The organism is Polynucleobacter sp. AP-Feld-500C-C5 (assembly GCF_018882265.1).
Classification (GTDB): Bacteria; Pseudomonadota; Gammaproteobacteria; order Burkholderiales; family Burkholderiaceae; genus Polynucleobacter.
This window is the reverse complement of the sequence record NZ_JACVOW010000024.1, coordinates 15540-33547: the sequence shown is the minus strand read 5'-3', so window position 1 is coordinate 33547 and position 18008 is coordinate 15540. Positions and strand designations below refer to the sequence as shown.

Genomic DNA, 18008 nt, shown 5'->3' with positions numbered 1-18008 from the left:
GTGCCGTATAATCAACGCTCTAGCCAATTTATTGGCCCGATAAGAACCTGAAGTCAGGTTTAAATCGTGGAGCTTGGAGTCGCCCTTTAAAAGACTCCCGGGGTTGCCCCTCCCCCGTTGTAATGAGGCGCAGGGTTGGTGTGCCGTATGCCGCGACCCGCGATTAGAAGACAGTTTTCAGGCGCGCGCCTGCATTGATGACCTAAAGGAGGTCTCTGCGGCGATCGTCAAGTGTGGCACCAAATTAACCAACAGTTAACTGGGTGAACTAGGCAAAAAGTGCCTAGAGTTGCATGAACCACACTTATATACCGCCTTAGGCTCAGTCCTTTGCGGCATCTAACTTGTCCCCTAACGCAGCGCGCTTACTTCACCCTCCCCCATAGGAGAGTGTTATGAAACGCATGTTATTTAATGCAACTCAACAAGAAGAGTTGCGAGTTGCCATCGTCGATGGTCAAAAACTCATTGATATTGATATCGAAGCTGCCGGTCGCGAACAACGCAAAGGCAATATCTACAAAGGTGTTATTACCCGTATTGAGCCTTCCCTAGAAGCTTGCTTTGTGAACTACGGTGAAGAGCGTCATGGCTTCTTGCCTTTTAAAGAAGTTGCCAGAGCCTATTTCAAAGAAGGTGTTGATGTTCGCAATGCTTCCATTAAGGATGCCCTGCGCGAAGGTCAAGAAATCATTGTTCAGGTAGAAAAAGAAGAGCGCGGCCAAAAAGGCGCAGCCCTCACCTCCTTTATCTCCCTAGCTGGTCGTTATTTGGTATTAATGCCAAATAACCCACGTGGAGGTGGCGTATCCCGCCGCATTGAAGGTGAAGACCGTCAAGAACTCCGTGAAGCGATGTCTCAATTAGAGGTACCTGATGGCATGAGCATCATCGCCCGCACGGCTGGTATTGGTCGCGACGCTACTGAATTGCAGTGGGACTTAAGCTACCTCATGCAGTTGTGGAAAGCGATTGATGAGGCTGCCAAAGGCAACTCAGCTCCATTATTGATTTACCTCGAATCTAGCTTAGTGATTCGCGCAATCCGCGATTACTTCCAACCAGATATCGGCGAGATCCTCATCGATACCGATGACATCTATGAACAAGCTGCTGCTTTCATGTCAGTAGTGATGCCAGACAATTTGCCCCGAGTAAAGCGCTATCAAGACGATGTGCCTTTGTTCTCTCGCTTCCAAATTGAGCATCAAATTGAAACTGCATACTCACGCACTGTGCCATTGCCCTCTGGCGGCGCGATCGTGATTGACCACACTGAAGCTTTAGTTTCCGTGGACGTCAACTCAGCACGTGCTACCCGTGGCTCCGACATTGAAGAGACTGCAACCCGCACTAACTTAGAAGCTGCCGATGAAATCGCTCGTCAAGCCCGTTTACGTGACTTGGGTGGTTTGATCGTGATCGACTTCATTGATATGGAATCGAGCAAGGCTCAAAAAGATGTTGAAAATCGCCTGCGCGATGCTTTGCGTCATGACCGTGCACGCGTTCAAATGGGCAAGATCTCTAAGTTTGGTTTGATGGAAATGTCACGCCAACGTTTACGCCCTGCTCTCTCTGAAGGTAGCCATGTCACCTGCCCACGTTGTAATGGCACTGGTCACATCCGCGATACCGAATCATCTGCATTGCAAGTTCTGCGCATCATTCAAGAAGAGGCAATGAAAGAGAACACAGCAGCGATTCATACACAGGTTCCAGTCGAAGTGGCTGCTTTCCTCTTGAATGAAAAACGGGCTGAAGTCATCAAGATTGAAACTCGCTTCAAAGTTAATGTTTTGATGGTTCCGAACAAGCATTTAGAAACACCGCATTACAAGTTAGAGCGTTTGCGTCATGACGATCCTCGTTTAGATGATCAAAAAGCAAGCTACGTGATGGCTGAAGAGGCTGCTCGCGAATTAGAGACTGACACGACAGTGAGCCGCAAGGATGCTGAAGTCAAGGTTCGCCCAGAAGCAGCAGTCAAAGGCATTACACCAACACAACCTGCGCCTATGAGTCAGCCGCGTCCAGCGCGTACTGAAACAGCATCGGCTGAGAGTTCTGACGGCTTCTTTAGCTTTATCAAGAAACTCTTCTCTTCTTCTCCAGTAACTGAAGAGAAATCAGTGCCAAGTAACAACCGTGGTCGTAATCAAGGTCGCAATGGTAATGGCGGTAATGGTGGCGATCGTAATCGTGGCCGCAATCGTCGTGGCGAACGCAATGATCGCAACGGTGAACGTGCTGAGCGTCCAGTAGCCAATGCTGCTGATGGTGCAGCTACTGAAGGCAATAACAACCGCAACGGCAATCGCAATAATCGTAATGGCAACCGTAATCAAAACGGCCCAAAACCTGAGCGTCAAGCAAACCCAGCTGCAGTAACTCCTGCCACTGAAGCTAGTCCTGGTAGCGAAGCTGCGCCAAACGCTGAGGGTGAAGAGCGTCGTGGTCGTGGTCGCAATCGTCGTGGTCGTGGTCGCGGAAGGAATGAACGTGGTGAACGCGATGAGCGCACTGAGAATAGTGATGCAGTTTCTGTAGCACCATCAGCAAGTCCATTCAGCGGGCCTCCTGTAGGCATGGCTGGTGCATCCGCATCTATGCCGATTCAGAATCTTGCCAATAGTTTCGGTAATGCAAAGCCCGCTGCGGAAAAACAAGAAAGAGCTGAGAGAGCGCCACGCCCTCCACGTCAATCAAATCGTCCAGCTCAAAACACAGCTACTACTCCAGCTGCAGCACCGGTTGCAATGGTGGCGGCAGTTTCTACTGTTGAGGTGATTGCTAAACCTGTACCAGAGCTTCCTAAAGTTGCTTTCCAGGCACTTGAAGAAACTCCTTTGCATAGCGTGGTGGAATCTGCCGGCATGATTTGGGTGGGTACTGATTCCTCTAAGCATGCTGAAGCACAAAACCAGATTCAGGCAGAACCCGTTGCGGATAACTTAGGCAGAACACCTAAACCAGCCGCAACCCTGCCCGATGGCCCCATGGTCTTAGTTGAAACCGGTGGCCAAGAAAAAACGGTTTAAGACTTACTAAAACTTTTTCTCCAGACTGCCTCGTATCCCAAAAGGATATTGGGCGGTTTGGCAGAAACCCCGTTTCACAGCCATAATTCAGCATATGGTTGAAAAAGTAATCCCCGCAACGTCCAAAGTCATTCCTATTCGCATTGATGAAGGCAAAGGCCTGACGCCCTCTATTGGCGGAGAATTACTAGCGCCCCATGATCGTACTCAAGATACTCGTGGCCGTACTTTGCGTGATCTACGCATCTCTGTCACTGATCGCTGTAACTTCCGCTGCACGTATTGCATGCCAAAGGAAGTGTTCGATCAACACTATCCTTACTTAGCGCATCAAGAGTTATTAAGCTTTGAAGAAATTACGCGCCTCACTACTATTTTTTCTACTCTTGGAGTTGAGAAAATTCGCTTGACTGGCGGTGAGCCATTGTTGCGCAAGAATTTAGAAGTACTCATTGAGATGTTGGCAGCCGTGCGCACTCCTGCGGGCAAGCCTTTAGATCTCACTCTCACAACAAACGGCAGCATCCTGCGTAAGAAGGCTGCGGTTCTCAAAGTCGCTGGACTACAAAGACTCACGGTAAGCCTTGATGGCTTGGATGACGTGATCTTTAAAAAGATGAACGATGTTGATTTTCCAGTGGCTGATGTGTTGGATGGTATTAACGCCGCCCGAGAAGCTGGCTTTGAGAACATTAAAGTCAATATGGTTGTGAAAAAGGGAACGAATGATCATGAGATCGTTGCCATGGCCAAACACTTCAAAGGCAGCGGCATCATTCTGCGCTTTATTGAATTTATGGATGTGGGCAGCTCTAATGGATGGAATATGGCCGAAGTGCTTCCCTCTAAAGAAGTGATCGCTCGTATTCATGCAGTATTTCCTCTGGAAGCTATTGAGGCGAATTACACCGGAGAAGTTGCGCAGCGCTGGCGTTATGCCGATGGCTCTGGTGAGATCGGTGTCATCTCTAGTGTGACGCAAACCTTCTGTCATGAATGCACTCGTGCCCGTATCTCTACCGATGGCCAAATGTATCTTTGTCTTTTTGCCAATGAAGGATTTGATTTCAAAACTTTATTACGTTCTGGAAAAAGTGATTTAGAAATCGCCAATGCCATTATGAATACCTGGTCTGCGCGTGATGATCATTACTCTGAAATTCGAGGCTCGCATGCCGCCAACCCATCGACTGGCAATCGCAAGGTCGAAATGTCTTATATCGGTGGCTAATGATTCTGACAGAACACATTACTGGACTGATTTTGGCGGGTGGCCGTGCTCAGCGCATGGGGGGTATCGATAAAGGCCTAATTCCTTTTCATCAAAAGCCCTTGATCGAAGCGACACTCACCAGACTCAAGCCACAAGTGGGCTCAATGCTGATTAATGCCAATCGAAATATCACCAAATACGCTGGCTATGGCTACCCCGTCATCATGGATGAAACGCCTGATTTCTCAGGGCCTTTGGCAGGTTTCTCGGTTGGATTGAAGGCTTGCACAACGCCTTATCTCATGACTAGCCCATGTGATTCACCGCTACTGCCAACTGATCTCGCTGCAAAACTTGCTACTGAATTAGAGTGGGGCGACTATCAATTGGTCTATGCCTCTAGTCAAGAGGCAGATGGCAAAGTTTGGGCGCAGCCTGTTTTCTGTCTGATGCGTACTGACTTACAAGATTCATTAGATTCTTTTCTACAGAAAGGTGATCTCAAGATTGATCGCTGGTTTAAAGAATTAAAAAGTAGCACTGTGATTTTTGACGATGCCCGAGCATTTGCCAATATCAACACACCGGAAGAATTGCAATCCTTAGAAGCAGCATCTGCATGAAGCACTCGCCCAATAGCCCTATTTTACTGACTTCATCACTGCACGTTGATGAGGCACGTAAGGCTATCGCTGATTTAGTCAGTGAGTTGCTTCAAGAATCTCAAACCATGCATCATCCTGCTGACATCGAAACGGTTTCACTAGACCACGCGATTAATCGGATTCTTGGAGAAGATTTACTATCGCCAATCGATGTACCCGCCGCAGATAACTCTGCAATGGATGGTTATGCATTTAATGGCCAATGTTTGAAAACAAGCGCTGATGAAATTAGCTTGCGTGTTGCAGGAACAGCCTTAGCAGGCAAGCCCTATGAGGGTGAGATTCAAGCTGGTGAATGTCTCAAGATCATGACTGGCGCAGTGATGCCTGCTGCTTGTGACACCGTGATACCCCAAGAGTTCACCACCAGTAATCATGAATCTATCAGTTTCAAATCAGATCAACTCAAGGCAGGCGAGAACCGTCGCTTACGTGGAGAAGATTTACAAAAAGGTAAAGCAGCTATTGCTGCTGGTCGATTATTGCGCCCCTCCGATTTAGGTTTAGCAGCATCGCTGGGTATTGCCACCCTTAAAGTACGACGCAAATTAAAGGTGGCTATTTTGTCTTCAGGTGACGAGCTACGTTCCTTAGGGGAGTCTCTCACTGCCGGCAGCATTTATGACAGCAATCGCTACAGTCTGACCGGTTTACTTAATCGCCTAGATCTAGACATCATCGACTATGGCATTGTGCGAGATGATCCAGCATCGCTCAAGCAAGCTTTCATTGAGGCAGCTGCCAAGGCGGATGTATTGATTTCTTCTGGTGGCGTATCCGTTGGTGAGGCAGACTTTACTAAACAAATTATGCAAGAGTTGGGAGACGTTGGTTTCTGGAAAATTGCGATGCGCCCTGGTCGCCCCATGGCTTTCGGAATCCTCAAGCCCGTCCCTGGAACATCTAGCGCCCGCAAGACTCTCTTCTTTGGTCTTCCAGGCAACCCGGTTGCGGTAATGGTGACCTTCTATCAATTTGTCCGAAGCGCCCTCTTGCAACTCAATGGCGCCAGTCAAACTGAACCGCCACTAGTGCAAGCCGTGACTGAAACAGCCATTCGTAAGAAACCCGGTCGCACAGAATTTCAACGCGCCATCTTGGGGCGCAATGCTGAAGGCAAACCCAGTGTGAGGCTGACGGGCAGCCAAGGGGCAGGAATTTTGCGCTCCATGAGTGAGGCAAACTGCTTTGTCATCCTTGGTCACGACCAAGGAAATATTGCTGCAGGTGACTGGGTTGATATAGCGCTTTTCGATGGACTGCTTTAAGATTGCGTCATCATGAAACTAACCAAAAAAGAACTTGTCTTCCTAGATCCAACTCATACCGCTAAAACTTTGGTCTTAGTTTACTTATGCTTCTCTGTGCCTATCGTCTTATTAGCTTTATTTGTAGCCTTTATTCGTGATGGCGCGATTCCTGGATTTACCGTGCTATCTGCTTTGATTCTCAATGCACTTCTTGGATTTGGTTTACTGTGGATTGCCTGCAAAGTCTACAATTGGGTGGCTGGAAAATTTGGTGGTATTGAACTAGCTTTGCGCGATCTTCCAGAAGAGGTTGACGCAGAGTAATTGAGGTCAGCATACTTAAATAAAAAGCCGAGAATTTCTCGGCTTTTTTACTTTCTACTTATTACTCTTTAAGAACATCTTTCTTAACTACCCCTTAAATACCTCGGTATTAATTAGGCTAGGTGGTTTCTTACCAGCGAGTGCTGCACGCAAATTCTCAACCGCCAAATCGATCATTGCTCTACGGGTTTTTTCAGTTGCACTCGCAATGTGTGGAGCTAACACTACGTTGCTTAATTTCAATAACTCAGGATTGACCTTCGGCTCACCTTCGAATACATCTAAGCCAGCAGCAAAAATCTTTTTGTCTTTGAGTGCTTGAGCTAAAGCCATATCATCCACAATTCCACCCCGAGCAATATTGACAAGGGTTGCAGTAGGTTTCATGAGTGCAATTTCTTTCGCGCCGATAGTGTGATGGTTCTCTGGCGTGTAAGGTAAAACCAAAACAACGTGATCGGCAGTACGCAGTAATTCCTCTTTAGACACATAGCTCGCGCCGCAGGCTTTTTCGTCAACCTCAGATAAACGATTGCGATTGTGATAGATGACCTTCATCCCAAAACCGAGTGCGCGCTTGGCAATCCCCTGACCAATTCGGCCCATTCCAATAATGCCGATCGTGCTGTGATGCAAATCCATACCCAAAGGGTTATGCACAATCGACCATTTATCCCAATGGCCTCCGCGCACCCAATGTTCAGATTCAGTAATCCGTCTGGCGGTTGCCATCAATAAGGCAAAACCAAAATCAGCAGTGGTATCGGTCAACACATCGGGCGTATTAGTAGCCATTACACCAGCCGCAGTAATTGCCGGCACATCAAAATTGTTATAGCCAACGGAGATATTGGCAACGATCTTCAAATTTTTAGCGTGAGCCAAAGCCGCAGCATCAATACGCTCACTTCCAGTCACTAATGCACCAGCAACACTCTCGAGTTCTTTCTGGAGCTCTTCTGGCGTGAGTACTTGATCTGCCTGGTTGGAGCGAACCTCAAAGGATTCCTCTAACTTTGCCAGTAAATCCGGAAATATTGCTCTCGCTACCAAAACTTTTGGTTTATTGCTCATGAATACCCTTTTATTAATCGATCAATTGCTTTTTGCATCAGCGGTAGTTTACCTAGGGTAGTGCCATGACCCTCGCAATCTCAGCTCAGGGTTTTATTATTGCAATGCACAATAAAAACCCTGACCAACAAGGGGAAACCCTCAACCCCCTAGCTAGCGAATTCGATTAATCTTAGTAAGATTTTGTTTTACTAAGCCGTAATTTATTAAAAGCAACAACCATAGGAGATACAGATGTCTGAAACAACCAACAACAGCCCACGTCGTAAGTTCTTAAAGAACGCAGCCGTTGGCAGTGCCGGCGCAGCTGCAATGGCCTTCCCAATGATTTCTTCTGCGCAAACTGTGAACTTGCGCTTTCAATCTACCTGGCCAGCAAAAGATATTTTCCATGAGTACGCCAATGACTACGCTACTAAAGTGAATGCAATGTCAGGTGGTCGCCTCAAAATTGAAGTGCTACCAGCTGGTTCAGTAGTAAAGGCCTTCGATATGTTGGACGCTGTATCTAGTGGAACACTGGATGGCGGCCATGGCGTTTTGGCTTACTGGTACGGTAAAAGCCCAGCACTAGCTCTTTGGGGATCTGGTCCTGCTTTTGGTATGGATGCCAATACATTGCTATCTTGGAACCAATATGGTGGTGGTCAGCAATTGCTCAATGAGATCTACAGCGACCTTAAGCTCGACGTCGTTTCCTTCCCTTATGGTCCAATGCCAACTCAGCCATTAGGCTGGTTTAAAAAGCCAATCGCCAAAACAGATGACTTGAAGGGCTTGAAATACCGTACTGTTGGCTTGTCCATTGAGATCTTCACCGATATGGGTGCATCAGTTCAGGCCTTGCCTGGCGGCGAGATTATTCCAGCGATGGATCGCGGCGTTCTCGATGCAGCTGAGTTTAATAACGCGTCTTCAGACCGTATCCTCGGCTTCCCAGACGTATCTAAGATCAACATGCTCCAAAGCTTCCACCAGTCTTCAGAGCAATTTGAAATTATCTTCAATAAGAAGAAATTCAACTCCTTGCCTGCTGATCTTCAAGCCATCCTGAGCTATGGTACTCAAGCAGCTTCTGCTGATATGTCCTGGAAAGCAATCGATCGCTATTCCAAAGACTTCGCTGAGCTACAAACCAAAGATAAGGTGAAGTTCTACGCTACGCCGAAGTCTATTTTGGTGGCCCAGTTGAATGCTTGGGACAAGATTATTGCGAAAAAGGCTGCTGAACTCCCAATGTTCAAGAAGGTGCTGGATTCACAAAAAGCCTTTGCCCAACGCGCAGTTCGCTGGGATTTGCTTGTAAACGTTGATATGAAGATCGCCTACGACCATTACTTCAAGGCTTAATTTGCCTTTATAATAGCGTTTTAAGAGTATCTGACCGGACGGTACCCCCGTCCGGTTTTTTATATTTCCCCAGAGAAATAAATAGTTGTTTTAGGAGAGTATTTCATGGATAAATTCATGCTGAGAGTAGATGAAATCAGCACTTTTGTAGGCAAAGCTGCTGCTTGGCTTGTGGTTCTACTGATGCTGATGGTCTTTACAGACGTCGTTCGGCGCTATGCATTCAATTCCCCATCGGCATGGATTGGTGAGCTATCTGTCATGGCATACGGCACTCTGTTTATGCTGTGTGGCGCCTATACCTTGGCACAAAACGGACACGTTCGTGGCGACTTCCTTTACGGCTCCATGAAACCCCGCACACAAGCAACTCTAGATTTAATTTTGTACATTACTTTTTTCCTGCCTGGTATTGCCGCTTTGGTTTATGCAGGCTATACCTATGCAGCAGAATCTTGGCGCATCGGCGAACACACGACTCAAATTGCTAATGGTCCGCCCCTCTATCCATTTAAAACCATCATTCCGATTGCAGGCGCATTTGTGCTCTTGCAAGGTGTGGTTGAAATTATGCGTTGCATTCTTTGCCTCAAGACAGGCGAATGGCCAGCCCGCTTAAAGGATGCAGAAGAAATCGATGTGATTGAACAGCAGTTAGCTTCTTCCACTCACGTTGATGAAGAAGCCCGTCAACTCGCAATCAAAAATGCCAAAAATATCGATGAAGCAGCACACCATCGCATTGGTCAAACTAAAGAGATAAATCATGAGTGATCCAATTCTTGGCTTAGCCATGCTCGGCTTGATTATTGTTGTAATCATGCTGGGCTTCCCAACCGCCTTTACCCTGATGGGCTTAGGAATGATGTTTGGTTTTGCAGCGTTTTATGATCCCTCACAAAGCTGGGCTGCAAACAAAGTGTTTACTCTCATGGTGCAAAGAACTTTTGGGGGTATGACGAATGATGTCCTGCTATCCATTCCGCTCTTTGTATTAATGGGCTATGTGATGGAACGAGGGGCGCTGGTAGATAAGATGTTCTACAGTATTCAGCTCGCATTTCGTCGTGTACCGGCCTCATTGGCTGTTGCTACTCTGATTGTTTGTACTTTCTGGGGTATCGCAAGCGGTCTTGTTGGCGCCGTAGTTGTTCTCATGGGTGTGATTGCCATGAAGCCTATGCTCAATGCAGGCTACGATACACGGCTTGCTGCTGGTGTTATTACCGCTGGAGGCACCTTAGGCATTTTGATCCCGCCTTCAGTAATGATCATTGTGTATGCGGCTGTTGCAGGCCAATCTGTCGTTAAGCTCTATGCTGCGGCGATGGTGCCAGGTTTCTTCCTGGCATTCTTATATTTGGTTTATATCATTGGCTGGGCTTTAATTAACCCCAAAGTCGCACCGAAGCTACCCCCAGAGCAACTCATCGTTCCAATTCCACCGACGATTCGTTTCCTGCGTGAGAACTATGCAAGCAATATGCTGCTTGCCACATTTAAAGCTTTGTTCTCGCCAGCAAAACTATTGAATGCGCCGGTTGACGCAAAGTTATCTTTTGGGAAAATTTTCAAAAATGTATTGGCTGCATTAACCCCATTAATCTTGGTTGCAGTGACTATGTGGGGAGTGTGGTGGTACGTCATGATTCATCAGCAATCTGCAAAAGATGCCTTGAACGTGCCAGTAGCAACACAAGTTGCCAAAGCTTCTACAAGCGCTGCAGAGCCGGTTGAGGAGACTCTAGTAGCTATTGATGCTACCTCCAACAACAATAGTAAATCCAAAGAGGTTGAAGAAGATGCACCTTTGGTTGCTCTCGATGCTGCCTCTGGAGATGATCCTACTGAAGCTGGCGCCGTGGCAGAAGCTGATACTGGACCACCAGAAAACTTCGAGCTATATTTTGGCCTGACCTGCATCCTGTTCGGTTTGCTACTCATTTACTACTACATTAAGTTAGATGAAGAGCAGTTTGAAATCCTCAAACTATTGATTGAGTCTGTCATGCCTCTAGGCGTGCTGACTCTCTTAGTCTTGGCTGTCATCCTGCTCGGCATTACTACCGCAACTGAGTCTGCTGCAGTGGGCGCATTGGGTGCTTTCATTCTGGCACTACAAGCGGGCACCCTAGACTTTGAGCGCACTAAGCAAGCCGTTTTCTTGACAGCTAAAACAACATCGATGGTGTGCTGGTTGTTCGTAGGTTCAGCACTCTTCTCGGCTGTGTTTACGATTTTGGGCGGTCAATCGATCATTGAAAAATGGGTGCTCATGTTAGATCTGACACCTATTCAGTTCATGCTGCTCTCTCAAGCGATCATCTTCTTCCTAGGATGGCCTTTAGAGTGGACTGAAATTATTGTTATTTTCGTGCCGATCTTCTTGCCTTTGTTAGCTCACTTCAACATCGATCCGCTCTTGTGGGGAACCTTGGTATTTGTGAACTTGCAAGCAGCATTCTTGTCACCACCGGTTGCGATGTCTGCCTTCTATCTCAAGGGTGTCTCGCCGCCGGGCGTCACACTCAATCAGATTTTTGCAGGCATGATGCCTTACATGTTCATTGTGATTGCCTGTATGGTCTTCATGTACATCTGGCCAGGTATGACATTGTGGCTACCGAAGTTCCTCTACGGAGGTTGATGTTAGGTAGTTTCAGTAAAAGAAAAGCGCTCCCTTGGGAGCGCTTTTTTATGTCCACTGTAATGAATTAAGCAGCCTGTTTTAGCAGCTCACTATTCGTCTTACCCAAAGCCAGCGTAAATAAACCTTGCCAGTAATTGAATGCTGCCAGCTCATCCTCATCTAACTCCATCTCAATAAAGGCTGGATGGCGAATTAAGGAAAGCCAAATACGGCAAAACATCTTATCCTCAAGACGAGAGGGTTTACTCACAAAGGGAATCTCTTCAAGATTGGGGATCATTTCATAAACACCCTCTTTATCGTCCATCTCTTGCTTATCTCTGCTTAAGCGCATCATTTCAAGCATCACTCGACCCAACTGATCGTAATGACCTTGCCAGCAAATAGGGGTTGCCGCGATCTCTTTTGTTTTCTGTAAATACTTACGGGCAAAGTCGCTCCAGGCATGCGCCAAATCAAACTCCGTTTTTACCTTAGCATTTTGCAGAGCAGTTGGTAAGTTGGTAGATTTCATTAGCTCCAGACTACGATCACTCCCGAAGGTGTAATCGATAATCAATAACGGTTTTGCTGTTTTATCGATCTGTAGCCGATACTCTTCCATAGTCCATTCTTTCTTGACAGGGTTTATTCATGTGAATGCCTAAAGTGTAATCAATTGAGGTTTATCTTCTGAAAACCAAAGCCCTAGGGAAAGCCCTTGCCTAGACTTCACTCTTACTCTCGACCGCCATATGGGTAAAGGCAATTTTTAATAGCGGGCAGTCTATAGATCCCTGATTAGCAAAGCCAATCAAATCACCCAAGATATGTTGATGTTCATTTTTCTTGCTTGCCAGCAAGTCTCTCAGCATTGAAGCTGTAAAAGGTGAGCCTTCTTTTGTCAGAATTTCTTGAGAGCTCAATTGAGTCTTCTCGGCAATGTGGTGACTTTCACTGCTAGCGATAGCACAGCATTCTGCGAACATTCGCTTACTGAGATCTTTGCCATAAGGGGTTGCAGCAATCTCGCCAATAGAGCCGCGACAGATAGTTGTCATGCCTGCTAAGGTTGCCAAGAATACCCATTTATCCCACAAAGTTTGCTCAATATTCTCATGATAGAAAGCATCGAAATCGGTTTTTTTGCACAGCGAAAAGAGTTCCTGACTCAGTGCGACTTGTTGTGGTGTTCTGGGGCCTATTGTGAATGAACCCAATTCGGTTAGCTGTTTTACTGAGCCTGATTCAGAAATGGTTGCAGCGATATGGGCTACCCCACCCATCACCCGCTCTTTGCCGAACTGACGGTCCAAAACCTCGAGGTGCGTGAACCCGTTTAAAAAAGGTAGGATCACTCCTTGAGAGCTTGCTTTGGCAATCGACTTTAACGAATCATCCAAATCAAAGGCTTTGCAGGCCAAAATGATGAGGTCGTAAATAGGCTCCAACTGGGCGGCTAAGACCGTTTTAGGGTGGACCGTAAAGCTGCCCTTCGGAGTCTCGATAGTCAGCCCCTGGGCTTGAATCAGTTGCTGGCGCTGCTCACGTAATAAATAAGTGATATTTGCGCCTGACTGCTGCAATTTGGCCCCAAAAAAGCCCCCGATACCACCTGCCCCAACAATCAGTATTTTCATAATAGATGCTCTTTTTACTCAATTTTCAGCCCCTAGGATAGTCCTCATTTTGCAAAGCCACCAAAAGGGTCATAAGCGCTAAAAATGGCTCATTTCGGCTAAAATTGACCTTTTATAATTTCCCAATTCTTAATTTGGGCTCTTTAGATTAAACGCTATGACATACGTTGTTACCGAATCCTGCATCCGTTGCAAATACACCGACTGCGTCGATGTTTGTCCAGTTGACTGCTTTCGCGAAGGCCCCAACTTCTTAGTCATTGATCCAGACGAGTGCATTGACTGCGCAGTGTGCGTTCCTGAGTGCCCTGTCAATGCGATTTATGCGGAAGACGACGTCCCTGGAGATCAACAAGACTTCATCAAACTCAATGCTGAGCTTTCTTCATCATGGACATCCATCACTAAATCTAAGTCCGCCCTTCCAGACGCTGATGAGTGGAAAGATGTCAAAAACAAACTCGATCAGTTAGCAAAGTAATCCACAACTACACGAGCATTGATTTGTACTCACCCACAGAAGCTGACGCAGTCATCATTGGCGCCGGTCCTGTGGGCCTCTTCCAAGTCTTTGAACTTGGACTGCTCGATATCAAAACCCACGTCATTGACTCACTACCAGAAGCTGGTGGTCAATGTATAGAGCTCTATCCTGATAAACCTATTTACGATATTCCTGCGATACCGGTGTGTACTGGGCGTGAACTCACGCACAACCTTCTCAAACAAATTGAACCTTTTAGTCCACAGTTTCATTTAGGACAAGAAGTCACTCAACTCGAGAAACAAGCCGATGGCCGTTTTTTGATTGGCACATCACAGAATCACCACTTCCTGGCTAAGACCGTCTTTATTGCTGCCGGTGTTGGTGCCTTTCAACCTAGGCTGCTCAACCTAGAGGGCATGGCTACTTTGGTGGGTAAACAAGTTTTCTATCACATCAAAGATCCAGAACGATTTATCGGCAAGCGTATTGTTATTTGCGGCGGTGGAGATTCCGCGCTCGATTGGGTCTTGTACTTTGCAGACAAAGCAGCGAGCGTCACCTTGATTCATCGTCGCGATGACTTTAAAGCGGCTCCACAATCTATTGCCAAAATGCGCGCACTGTGTGCCGCTGGAAAAATGCAATTACTCATTGGTCAAATTACTGGATACGAGACTAAAGAGGGTCAATTAACTGATATTGCGATCACCGACATTGATAGCAATATCACATTGCTTCCTTTGGATGATCTCTTGATCTTCTTTGGCCTCTCTCCCAAATTAGGCCCGATTGCAGAGTGGGGGATCGATATTGATCGCAAACAAATTACTGTTGATACCGAAAAGTTTCAGACCAGTATTTCAGGAATTTATGCAGTCGGTGACATCAATGTTTACCCCGGGAAAAAGAAACTCATTTTGTCAGGCTTTCATGAGGCGGCCTTAGCTGCTTTTGCGGCAGCCGCATACCTGAACCCTGAAAAACAAATCCAGTTGCAGTACACCACCACCTCCCCTAAGCTCCATAAGGCACTTGGGGTGAAGTCGCCCACATTCGAGTAAGCTATCCTTTCATTTATTTACTAAACCCCTTTTAGCCAATTTTTATGCGCCAATATCACGATCTCATGAAAGAAGTCCTTGCCAAGGGCGTCAATAAGTCAGATAGAACGGGTACTGGCACGATCTCAGTTTTTGGGCACCAGATGCGCTTTAATCTGGCTGAAGGCTTCCCCATGGTTACCACTAAGAAGCTCCACCTCAAATCTATCATTTACGAGTTACTGTGGTTTCTCAAAGGTAGCACTGACAACAATTGGCTTAAAGAACGTGGTGTCTCTATCTGGAATGAATGGGCTGCACCTGATGGTGATCTAGGTCCGATTTATGGCTATCAATGGCGGTCATGGCCCGCACCAAATGGTCAGCACATTGATCAAATCACTGAAGTCCTTGAGACGATTAAAAAGAATCCAGACTCCCGTCGCATCATTGTTTCAGCATGGAACGTAGCGGATATTCCAAGGATGGCTTTAGCGCCATGCCACGCCTTCTTTCAGTTCTATGTGGCTGATGGCAAATTATCTTGCCAACTCTACCAACGCAGCGCTGATATCTTCCTCGGCGTGCCCTTTAATATCGCTAGCTATGCTTTGTTGACCCACATGATGGCCCAACAATGTAACTTAGAGGTAGGTGACTTTATTTGGACAGGTGGTGATTGCCACTTGTATAGCAATCACCTAGAACAAGTGGATCTTCAGCTCTCTCGAGATTTCTTCCCTCTGCCAAAGCTCAATATCTTGCGTAAACCTGCTTCGATCTTTGATTATGAATTCGAAGATTTTGAAATTGTTGGTTACGAATCGCATCCCCATATCAAAGCTCCAGTAGCTGTTTAAGAAATCCCTCAGACATGACACAACCTGCTATCTCGATGATTGTTGCGCGCTCACGAAACCACGTGATCGGTCGCGACAATCAAATGCCCTGGAAAATTTCGGCAGACTTGCAATTCTTTAAGCGCGTCACTATGGGCTACCCGGTCATTATGGGTCGCAAGACTTGGGAATCGATTGGTCGCCCGCTGCCAGGACGACGGAATATCGTTGTCAGCCGTAATGCCAACTATGAGACTGCTGGTGGAGAACTTGCTAGCTCTCTAGATGCGGCGCTCAATCAATTAAATGAAGCCCCAAGAGTATTTGTAATTGGTGGCGAACAATTATTTACCCAAGCCTTTGATAAAGCAGATCGCTTATACATTACCGAGATCGAGATGGATGTTCAAGGTGGCGACACTTTCTTTGAAATCCCTAACGAATCCGCCTGGAAAGAAGTGGAACGCACCCCAGGCTCAGAAAATAATATTCATTTTAATTTTGTGACGCTTGAGCGCAAATAAAAAGGACTCCGAGGAGTCCTTTTTATTCTGAGCATCAAACTCAATACATCGCGATTACTGAACAACGATTTTTGAATTCTTTGCAATCCCAGAAACAAATTCAAATTGCTTTCTCTGCGCTAGGCCAGCACGAATCGCTGGTTTGGCCTGCTCAAAAGTAGGCGGCTTACTGGACTTTTTATCTTCCAGTTTTACTAAATACCAGCCCTGTTGCAATTGAATCGGAGCAGATGTTTGCCCTTTTCCAAGATTGACTAATACAGCAGATATTTGCGGTGGTACTTGGCCAGGCTGAACCCAACCTGCAGCACCACCTTGCGCTTTATTCGGCGCCAATGAAACGCTTTTAGCCACCTTATCAAAGGCTTCGCCCTTCTTAATGCGATTTAAAGCAGCCTGAGCATCTGCCTCTGTGGCTAGCGCAATATCACTAATCTTGTATTCTATGATCATGCCTTGAGGGCCAAGGGATGCTACCTGCTTGTTGTACTCTGCCTGAATATCGGCATCGGAAATCGGATTTTGCGCCATGAAAGTAGACAGCTCTAGGTCTGCCAAATAATTTTGGCGAATCATCGTCAGCTGAGCATTGGCTTTTTCAGAATTGGCCAAACCATCTTTTTCAGCTTGCTGTGATAACAACAATACCTCGATGAACTTCTCTATCACCATTTTACGGAGCTCGGGAGAATCCTTTTGACCTTGTAAAATTGCAACTTTGATGCCTTGCTCAACCATATCGTTTGTAATGATGGCGCCGTTCACCGAGGCTGCGGCATTAATAGGTAAACCGCTTTGCTGTGCATATGCAGCACTACACAATGCAAAACTCAAAAGGCCGGCAAAAATCAGGTGCGCTGACCTTGTTTTTAATGGAGACATAAATGGTTTCATCAGGTTTGATCTTTCTAGGCTTTCTTAAAAGTAGCCCTAATAGTAACAGCAGCCTCAACAGTAAAATAAACTGATGTGCGTTCAATACCTCACCACCGTCAATATCGATTGGGTCAAAGCCCACTTTGATCTCGATCTACCAACATCCAGCACGCATGATGTGTTTCCAACCTATCCTGGAACAATCATTCTAAAAAGTCATAATACCCAACGCACGGCCATTGGTCCTGCGCGTTTTGGCTTGATACCGTCTTGGGCAAAAGATGAAGACTTTGGCAGGAAAACCTATAACGCCAGATCTGAAACTGTCAGCCAAAAACCCTCATATAAACAGGCATGGTCTCAGCGGCACTTCGCACTCGCTCTGGCAGATACTTTTTATGAACCCTGCTATGAATCTGGCAGGGCAGTGCGCACCAAAATTCAACAGGCTAATCGTGAGCCCATGGCAATTGCCTCTATTTGGGATACCTGGACTGAACCAGAAACTGGCGAACTGATTGTGTCATTCTCAATGCTGACGATCAATGCAAATCATCATCCATTAATGAATCGATGCCATCATCCTGAAGATGAAAAGCGCACAGTCGTCCCATTGCGACCTGAACTATTTAATGATTGGCTTAACGCTACCCCTGATACAGCAAAATCACTCCTCAGTCTTGATGCAATCCCCGAATTCATTTTCTCTGATTGATTTCAAATCCAAAAGCACTAAAAAGAAATCGCCGGGGTCATGGGCTGGTAGGGTGCTGCCGACTCTGTTTCCAAAGCTTCAGCCTCTTGTTCGCCAACTGGCACATTGAAAAACTTAGAATTTAACTGTGGTGGTTGCTGCAAATTCATTTGCTGTTGATTTGATCCAACCGGCCCAAAAGGCCCTTCTGCTGGAGAAATTTTTTGCTCATTAAAAGCTTTTAACTGTTCAGGGGTATAGGGAGAAAAGGTCTGCATTCCTTGGTTTGATGGGGTTTGCGCGCTGGCTGAACATCCCAATAACAGTAGGCATACTGCTAACTGAATACGAATAGTATTCAT

At 46.4% G+C, this 18008-nt stretch carries 18 protein-coding genes; 13 read left to right on the top strand and 5 right to left on the bottom strand.

Annotated elements, in window-relative coordinates; translation table 11 throughout:
* Nucleotides 1–395 precede the first annotated feature (395 nt).
* The 5 genes from ICN21_RS09015 (at nucleotide 396) to ICN21_RS08995 (ending at nucleotide 6493) form a co-directional block, all read left to right on the top strand.
* Entirely contained in the window at nucleotides 396–3041 is a 2646-nt protein-coding gene (locus ICN21_RS09015) for an Rne/Rng family ribonuclease (RefSeq protein WP_216178179.1), read from the top strand.
* Between the two features lie 94 nt (nucleotides 3042–3135).
* Nucleotides 3136–4272 (top strand): GTP 3',8-cyclase MoaA, encoded by a 1137-nt coding sequence (gene moaA / locus ICN21_RS09010; RefSeq protein WP_216178178.1) that lies wholly within the window; start codon nucleotides 3136–3138, stop codon nucleotides 4270–4272.
* Nucleotides 4272–4877, top strand: coding sequence for a molybdenum cofactor guanylyltransferase MobA (gene mobA / locus ICN21_RS09005; RefSeq protein ID WP_216178177.1), 606 nt, complete (start codon nucleotides 4272–4274; stop codon nucleotides 4875–4877). Before moaA ends, mobA begins: the two co-directional genes overlap by 1 nt.
* A complete protein-coding gene (glp, locus tag ICN21_RS09000) occupies nucleotides 4874–6187 on the top strand; it encodes a gephyrin-like molybdotransferase Glp (RefSeq protein ID WP_216178176.1) in 1314 nt (437 codons plus the stop codon). The genes mobA and glp overlap by 4 nt, the downstream gene beginning before the upstream one ends.
* A 12-nt stretch (nucleotides 6188–6199) precedes the next feature.
* On the top strand, nucleotides 6200–6493 hold the full coding sequence (locus ICN21_RS08995) for a hypothetical protein (protein ID WP_215296404.1): 294 nt from the start codon (nucleotides 6200–6202) through the stop codon (nucleotides 6491–6493).
* Between the two features lie 87 nt (nucleotides 6494–6580).
* Here the strand turns inward: ICN21_RS08995 and ICN21_RS08990 are convergent, their stop codons facing one another.
* On the bottom strand, nucleotides 6581–7567 hold the full coding sequence (locus ICN21_RS08990; protein WP_216178175.1) for a D-glycerate dehydrogenase: 987 nt from the start codon (nucleotides 7565–7567) through the stop codon (nucleotides 6581–6583).
* A 234-nt stretch (nucleotides 7568–7801) separates the two neighbouring features.
* Here ICN21_RS08990 and ICN21_RS08985 point away from each other — a divergent pair, with 234 nt between their 5' ends.
* From ICN21_RS08985 to ICN21_RS08975, 3 genes are all read left to right on the top strand, one after another.
* Nucleotides 7802–8917, top strand: coding sequence for a TRAP transporter substrate-binding protein (locus ICN21_RS08985; RefSeq protein WP_216124479.1), 1116 nt, complete (start codon nucleotides 7802–7804; stop codon nucleotides 8915–8917).
* 105 nt (nucleotides 8918–9022) lie between these two features.
* A complete protein-coding gene (locus tag ICN21_RS08980; RefSeq protein WP_215296401.1) occupies nucleotides 9023–9691 on the top strand; it encodes a TRAP transporter small permease subunit in 669 nt (222 codons plus the stop codon).
* Nucleotides 9684–11564 carry a TRAP transporter large permease subunit gene (locus ICN21_RS08975; protein ID WP_216178174.1) on the top strand — a complete coding sequence of 627 codons (1881 nt, stop codon included), beginning with the start codon at nucleotides 9684–9686 and terminating at the stop codon, nucleotides 11562–11564. Before ICN21_RS08980 ends, ICN21_RS08975 begins: the two co-directional genes overlap by 8 nt.
* 67 nt (nucleotides 11565–11631) lie before the next feature.
* On the opposite strand, the gene ICN21_RS08970 is transcribed toward ICN21_RS08975, so the two are convergent.
* Together ICN21_RS08970 and ICN21_RS08965 are read right to left on the bottom strand one after the other, a co-directional pair.
* Nucleotides 11632–12171, bottom strand: a complete 540-nt coding sequence (locus tag ICN21_RS08970; RefSeq protein WP_215296399.1) for a hypothetical protein — start codon at nucleotides 12169–12171, stop codon at nucleotides 11632–11634.
* Nucleotides 12172–12271: 100 nt separating this feature from the next.
* On the bottom strand, nucleotides 12272–13186 hold the full coding sequence (locus ICN21_RS08965) for a 2-dehydropantoate 2-reductase (protein ID WP_216178173.1): 915 nt from the start codon (nucleotides 13184–13186) through the stop codon (nucleotides 12272–12274).
* A 157-nt stretch (nucleotides 13187–13343) separates the two neighbouring features.
* On the opposite strand from ICN21_RS08965, the gene fdxA reads away from it, so the two are divergent.
* Genes fdxA through ICN21_RS08945 form a run of 4 tightly spaced genes read left to right on the top strand, consistent with a single transcriptional unit; the run spans nucleotide 13344 to nucleotide 16076 of the window.
* On the top strand, nucleotides 13344–13667 hold the full coding sequence (gene fdxA / locus ICN21_RS08960) for a ferredoxin FdxA (RefSeq protein WP_215296397.1): 324 nt from the start codon (nucleotides 13344–13346) through the stop codon (nucleotides 13665–13667).
* 23 nt (nucleotides 13668–13690) lie between these two features.
* Nucleotides 13691–14734 carry an NAD(P)/FAD-dependent oxidoreductase gene (locus ICN21_RS08955; protein ID WP_216861682.1) on the top strand — a complete coding sequence of 348 codons (1044 nt, stop codon included), beginning with the start codon at nucleotides 13691–13693 and terminating at the stop codon, nucleotides 14732–14734.
* 44 nt (nucleotides 14735–14778) lie between these two features.
* Nucleotides 14779–15573 carry a thymidylate synthase gene (locus ICN21_RS08950; RefSeq protein ID WP_216124484.1) on the top strand — a complete coding sequence of 265 codons (795 nt, stop codon included), beginning with the start codon at nucleotides 14779–14781 and terminating at the stop codon, nucleotides 15571–15573.
* Nucleotides 15574–15587: 14 nt separating this feature from the next.
* On the top strand, nucleotides 15588–16076 hold the full coding sequence (locus ICN21_RS08945; RefSeq protein WP_216124485.1) for a dihydrofolate reductase: 489 nt from the start codon (nucleotides 15588–15590) through the stop codon (nucleotides 16074–16076).
* Between the two features lie 54 nt (nucleotides 16077–16130).
* Here ICN21_RS08945 and ICN21_RS08940 read toward each other — a convergent pair whose 3' ends face one another.
* Nucleotides 16131–16958 carry a peptidyl-prolyl cis-trans isomerase gene (locus tag ICN21_RS08940; protein WP_255534282.1) on the bottom strand — a complete coding sequence of 276 codons (828 nt, stop codon included), beginning with the start codon at nucleotides 16956–16958 and terminating at the stop codon, nucleotides 16131–16133.
* An 85-nt stretch (nucleotides 16959–17043) separates the two neighbouring features.
* On the opposite strand from ICN21_RS08940, the gene ICN21_RS08935 reads away from it, so the two are divergent.
* Complete coding sequence (locus ICN21_RS08935; protein ID WP_216178171.1) at nucleotides 17044–17667, top strand: SOS response-associated peptidase; 624 nt, start codon at nucleotides 17044–17046, stop codon at nucleotides 17665–17667.
* Between the two features lie 17 nt (nucleotides 17668–17684).
* On the opposite strand, the gene ICN21_RS08930 is transcribed toward ICN21_RS08935, so the two are convergent.
* Nucleotides 17685–18008 carry a hypothetical protein gene (locus tag ICN21_RS08930; RefSeq protein WP_255534281.1) on the bottom strand — a complete coding sequence of 108 codons (324 nt, stop codon included), beginning with the start codon at nucleotides 18006–18008 and terminating at the stop codon, nucleotides 17685–17687.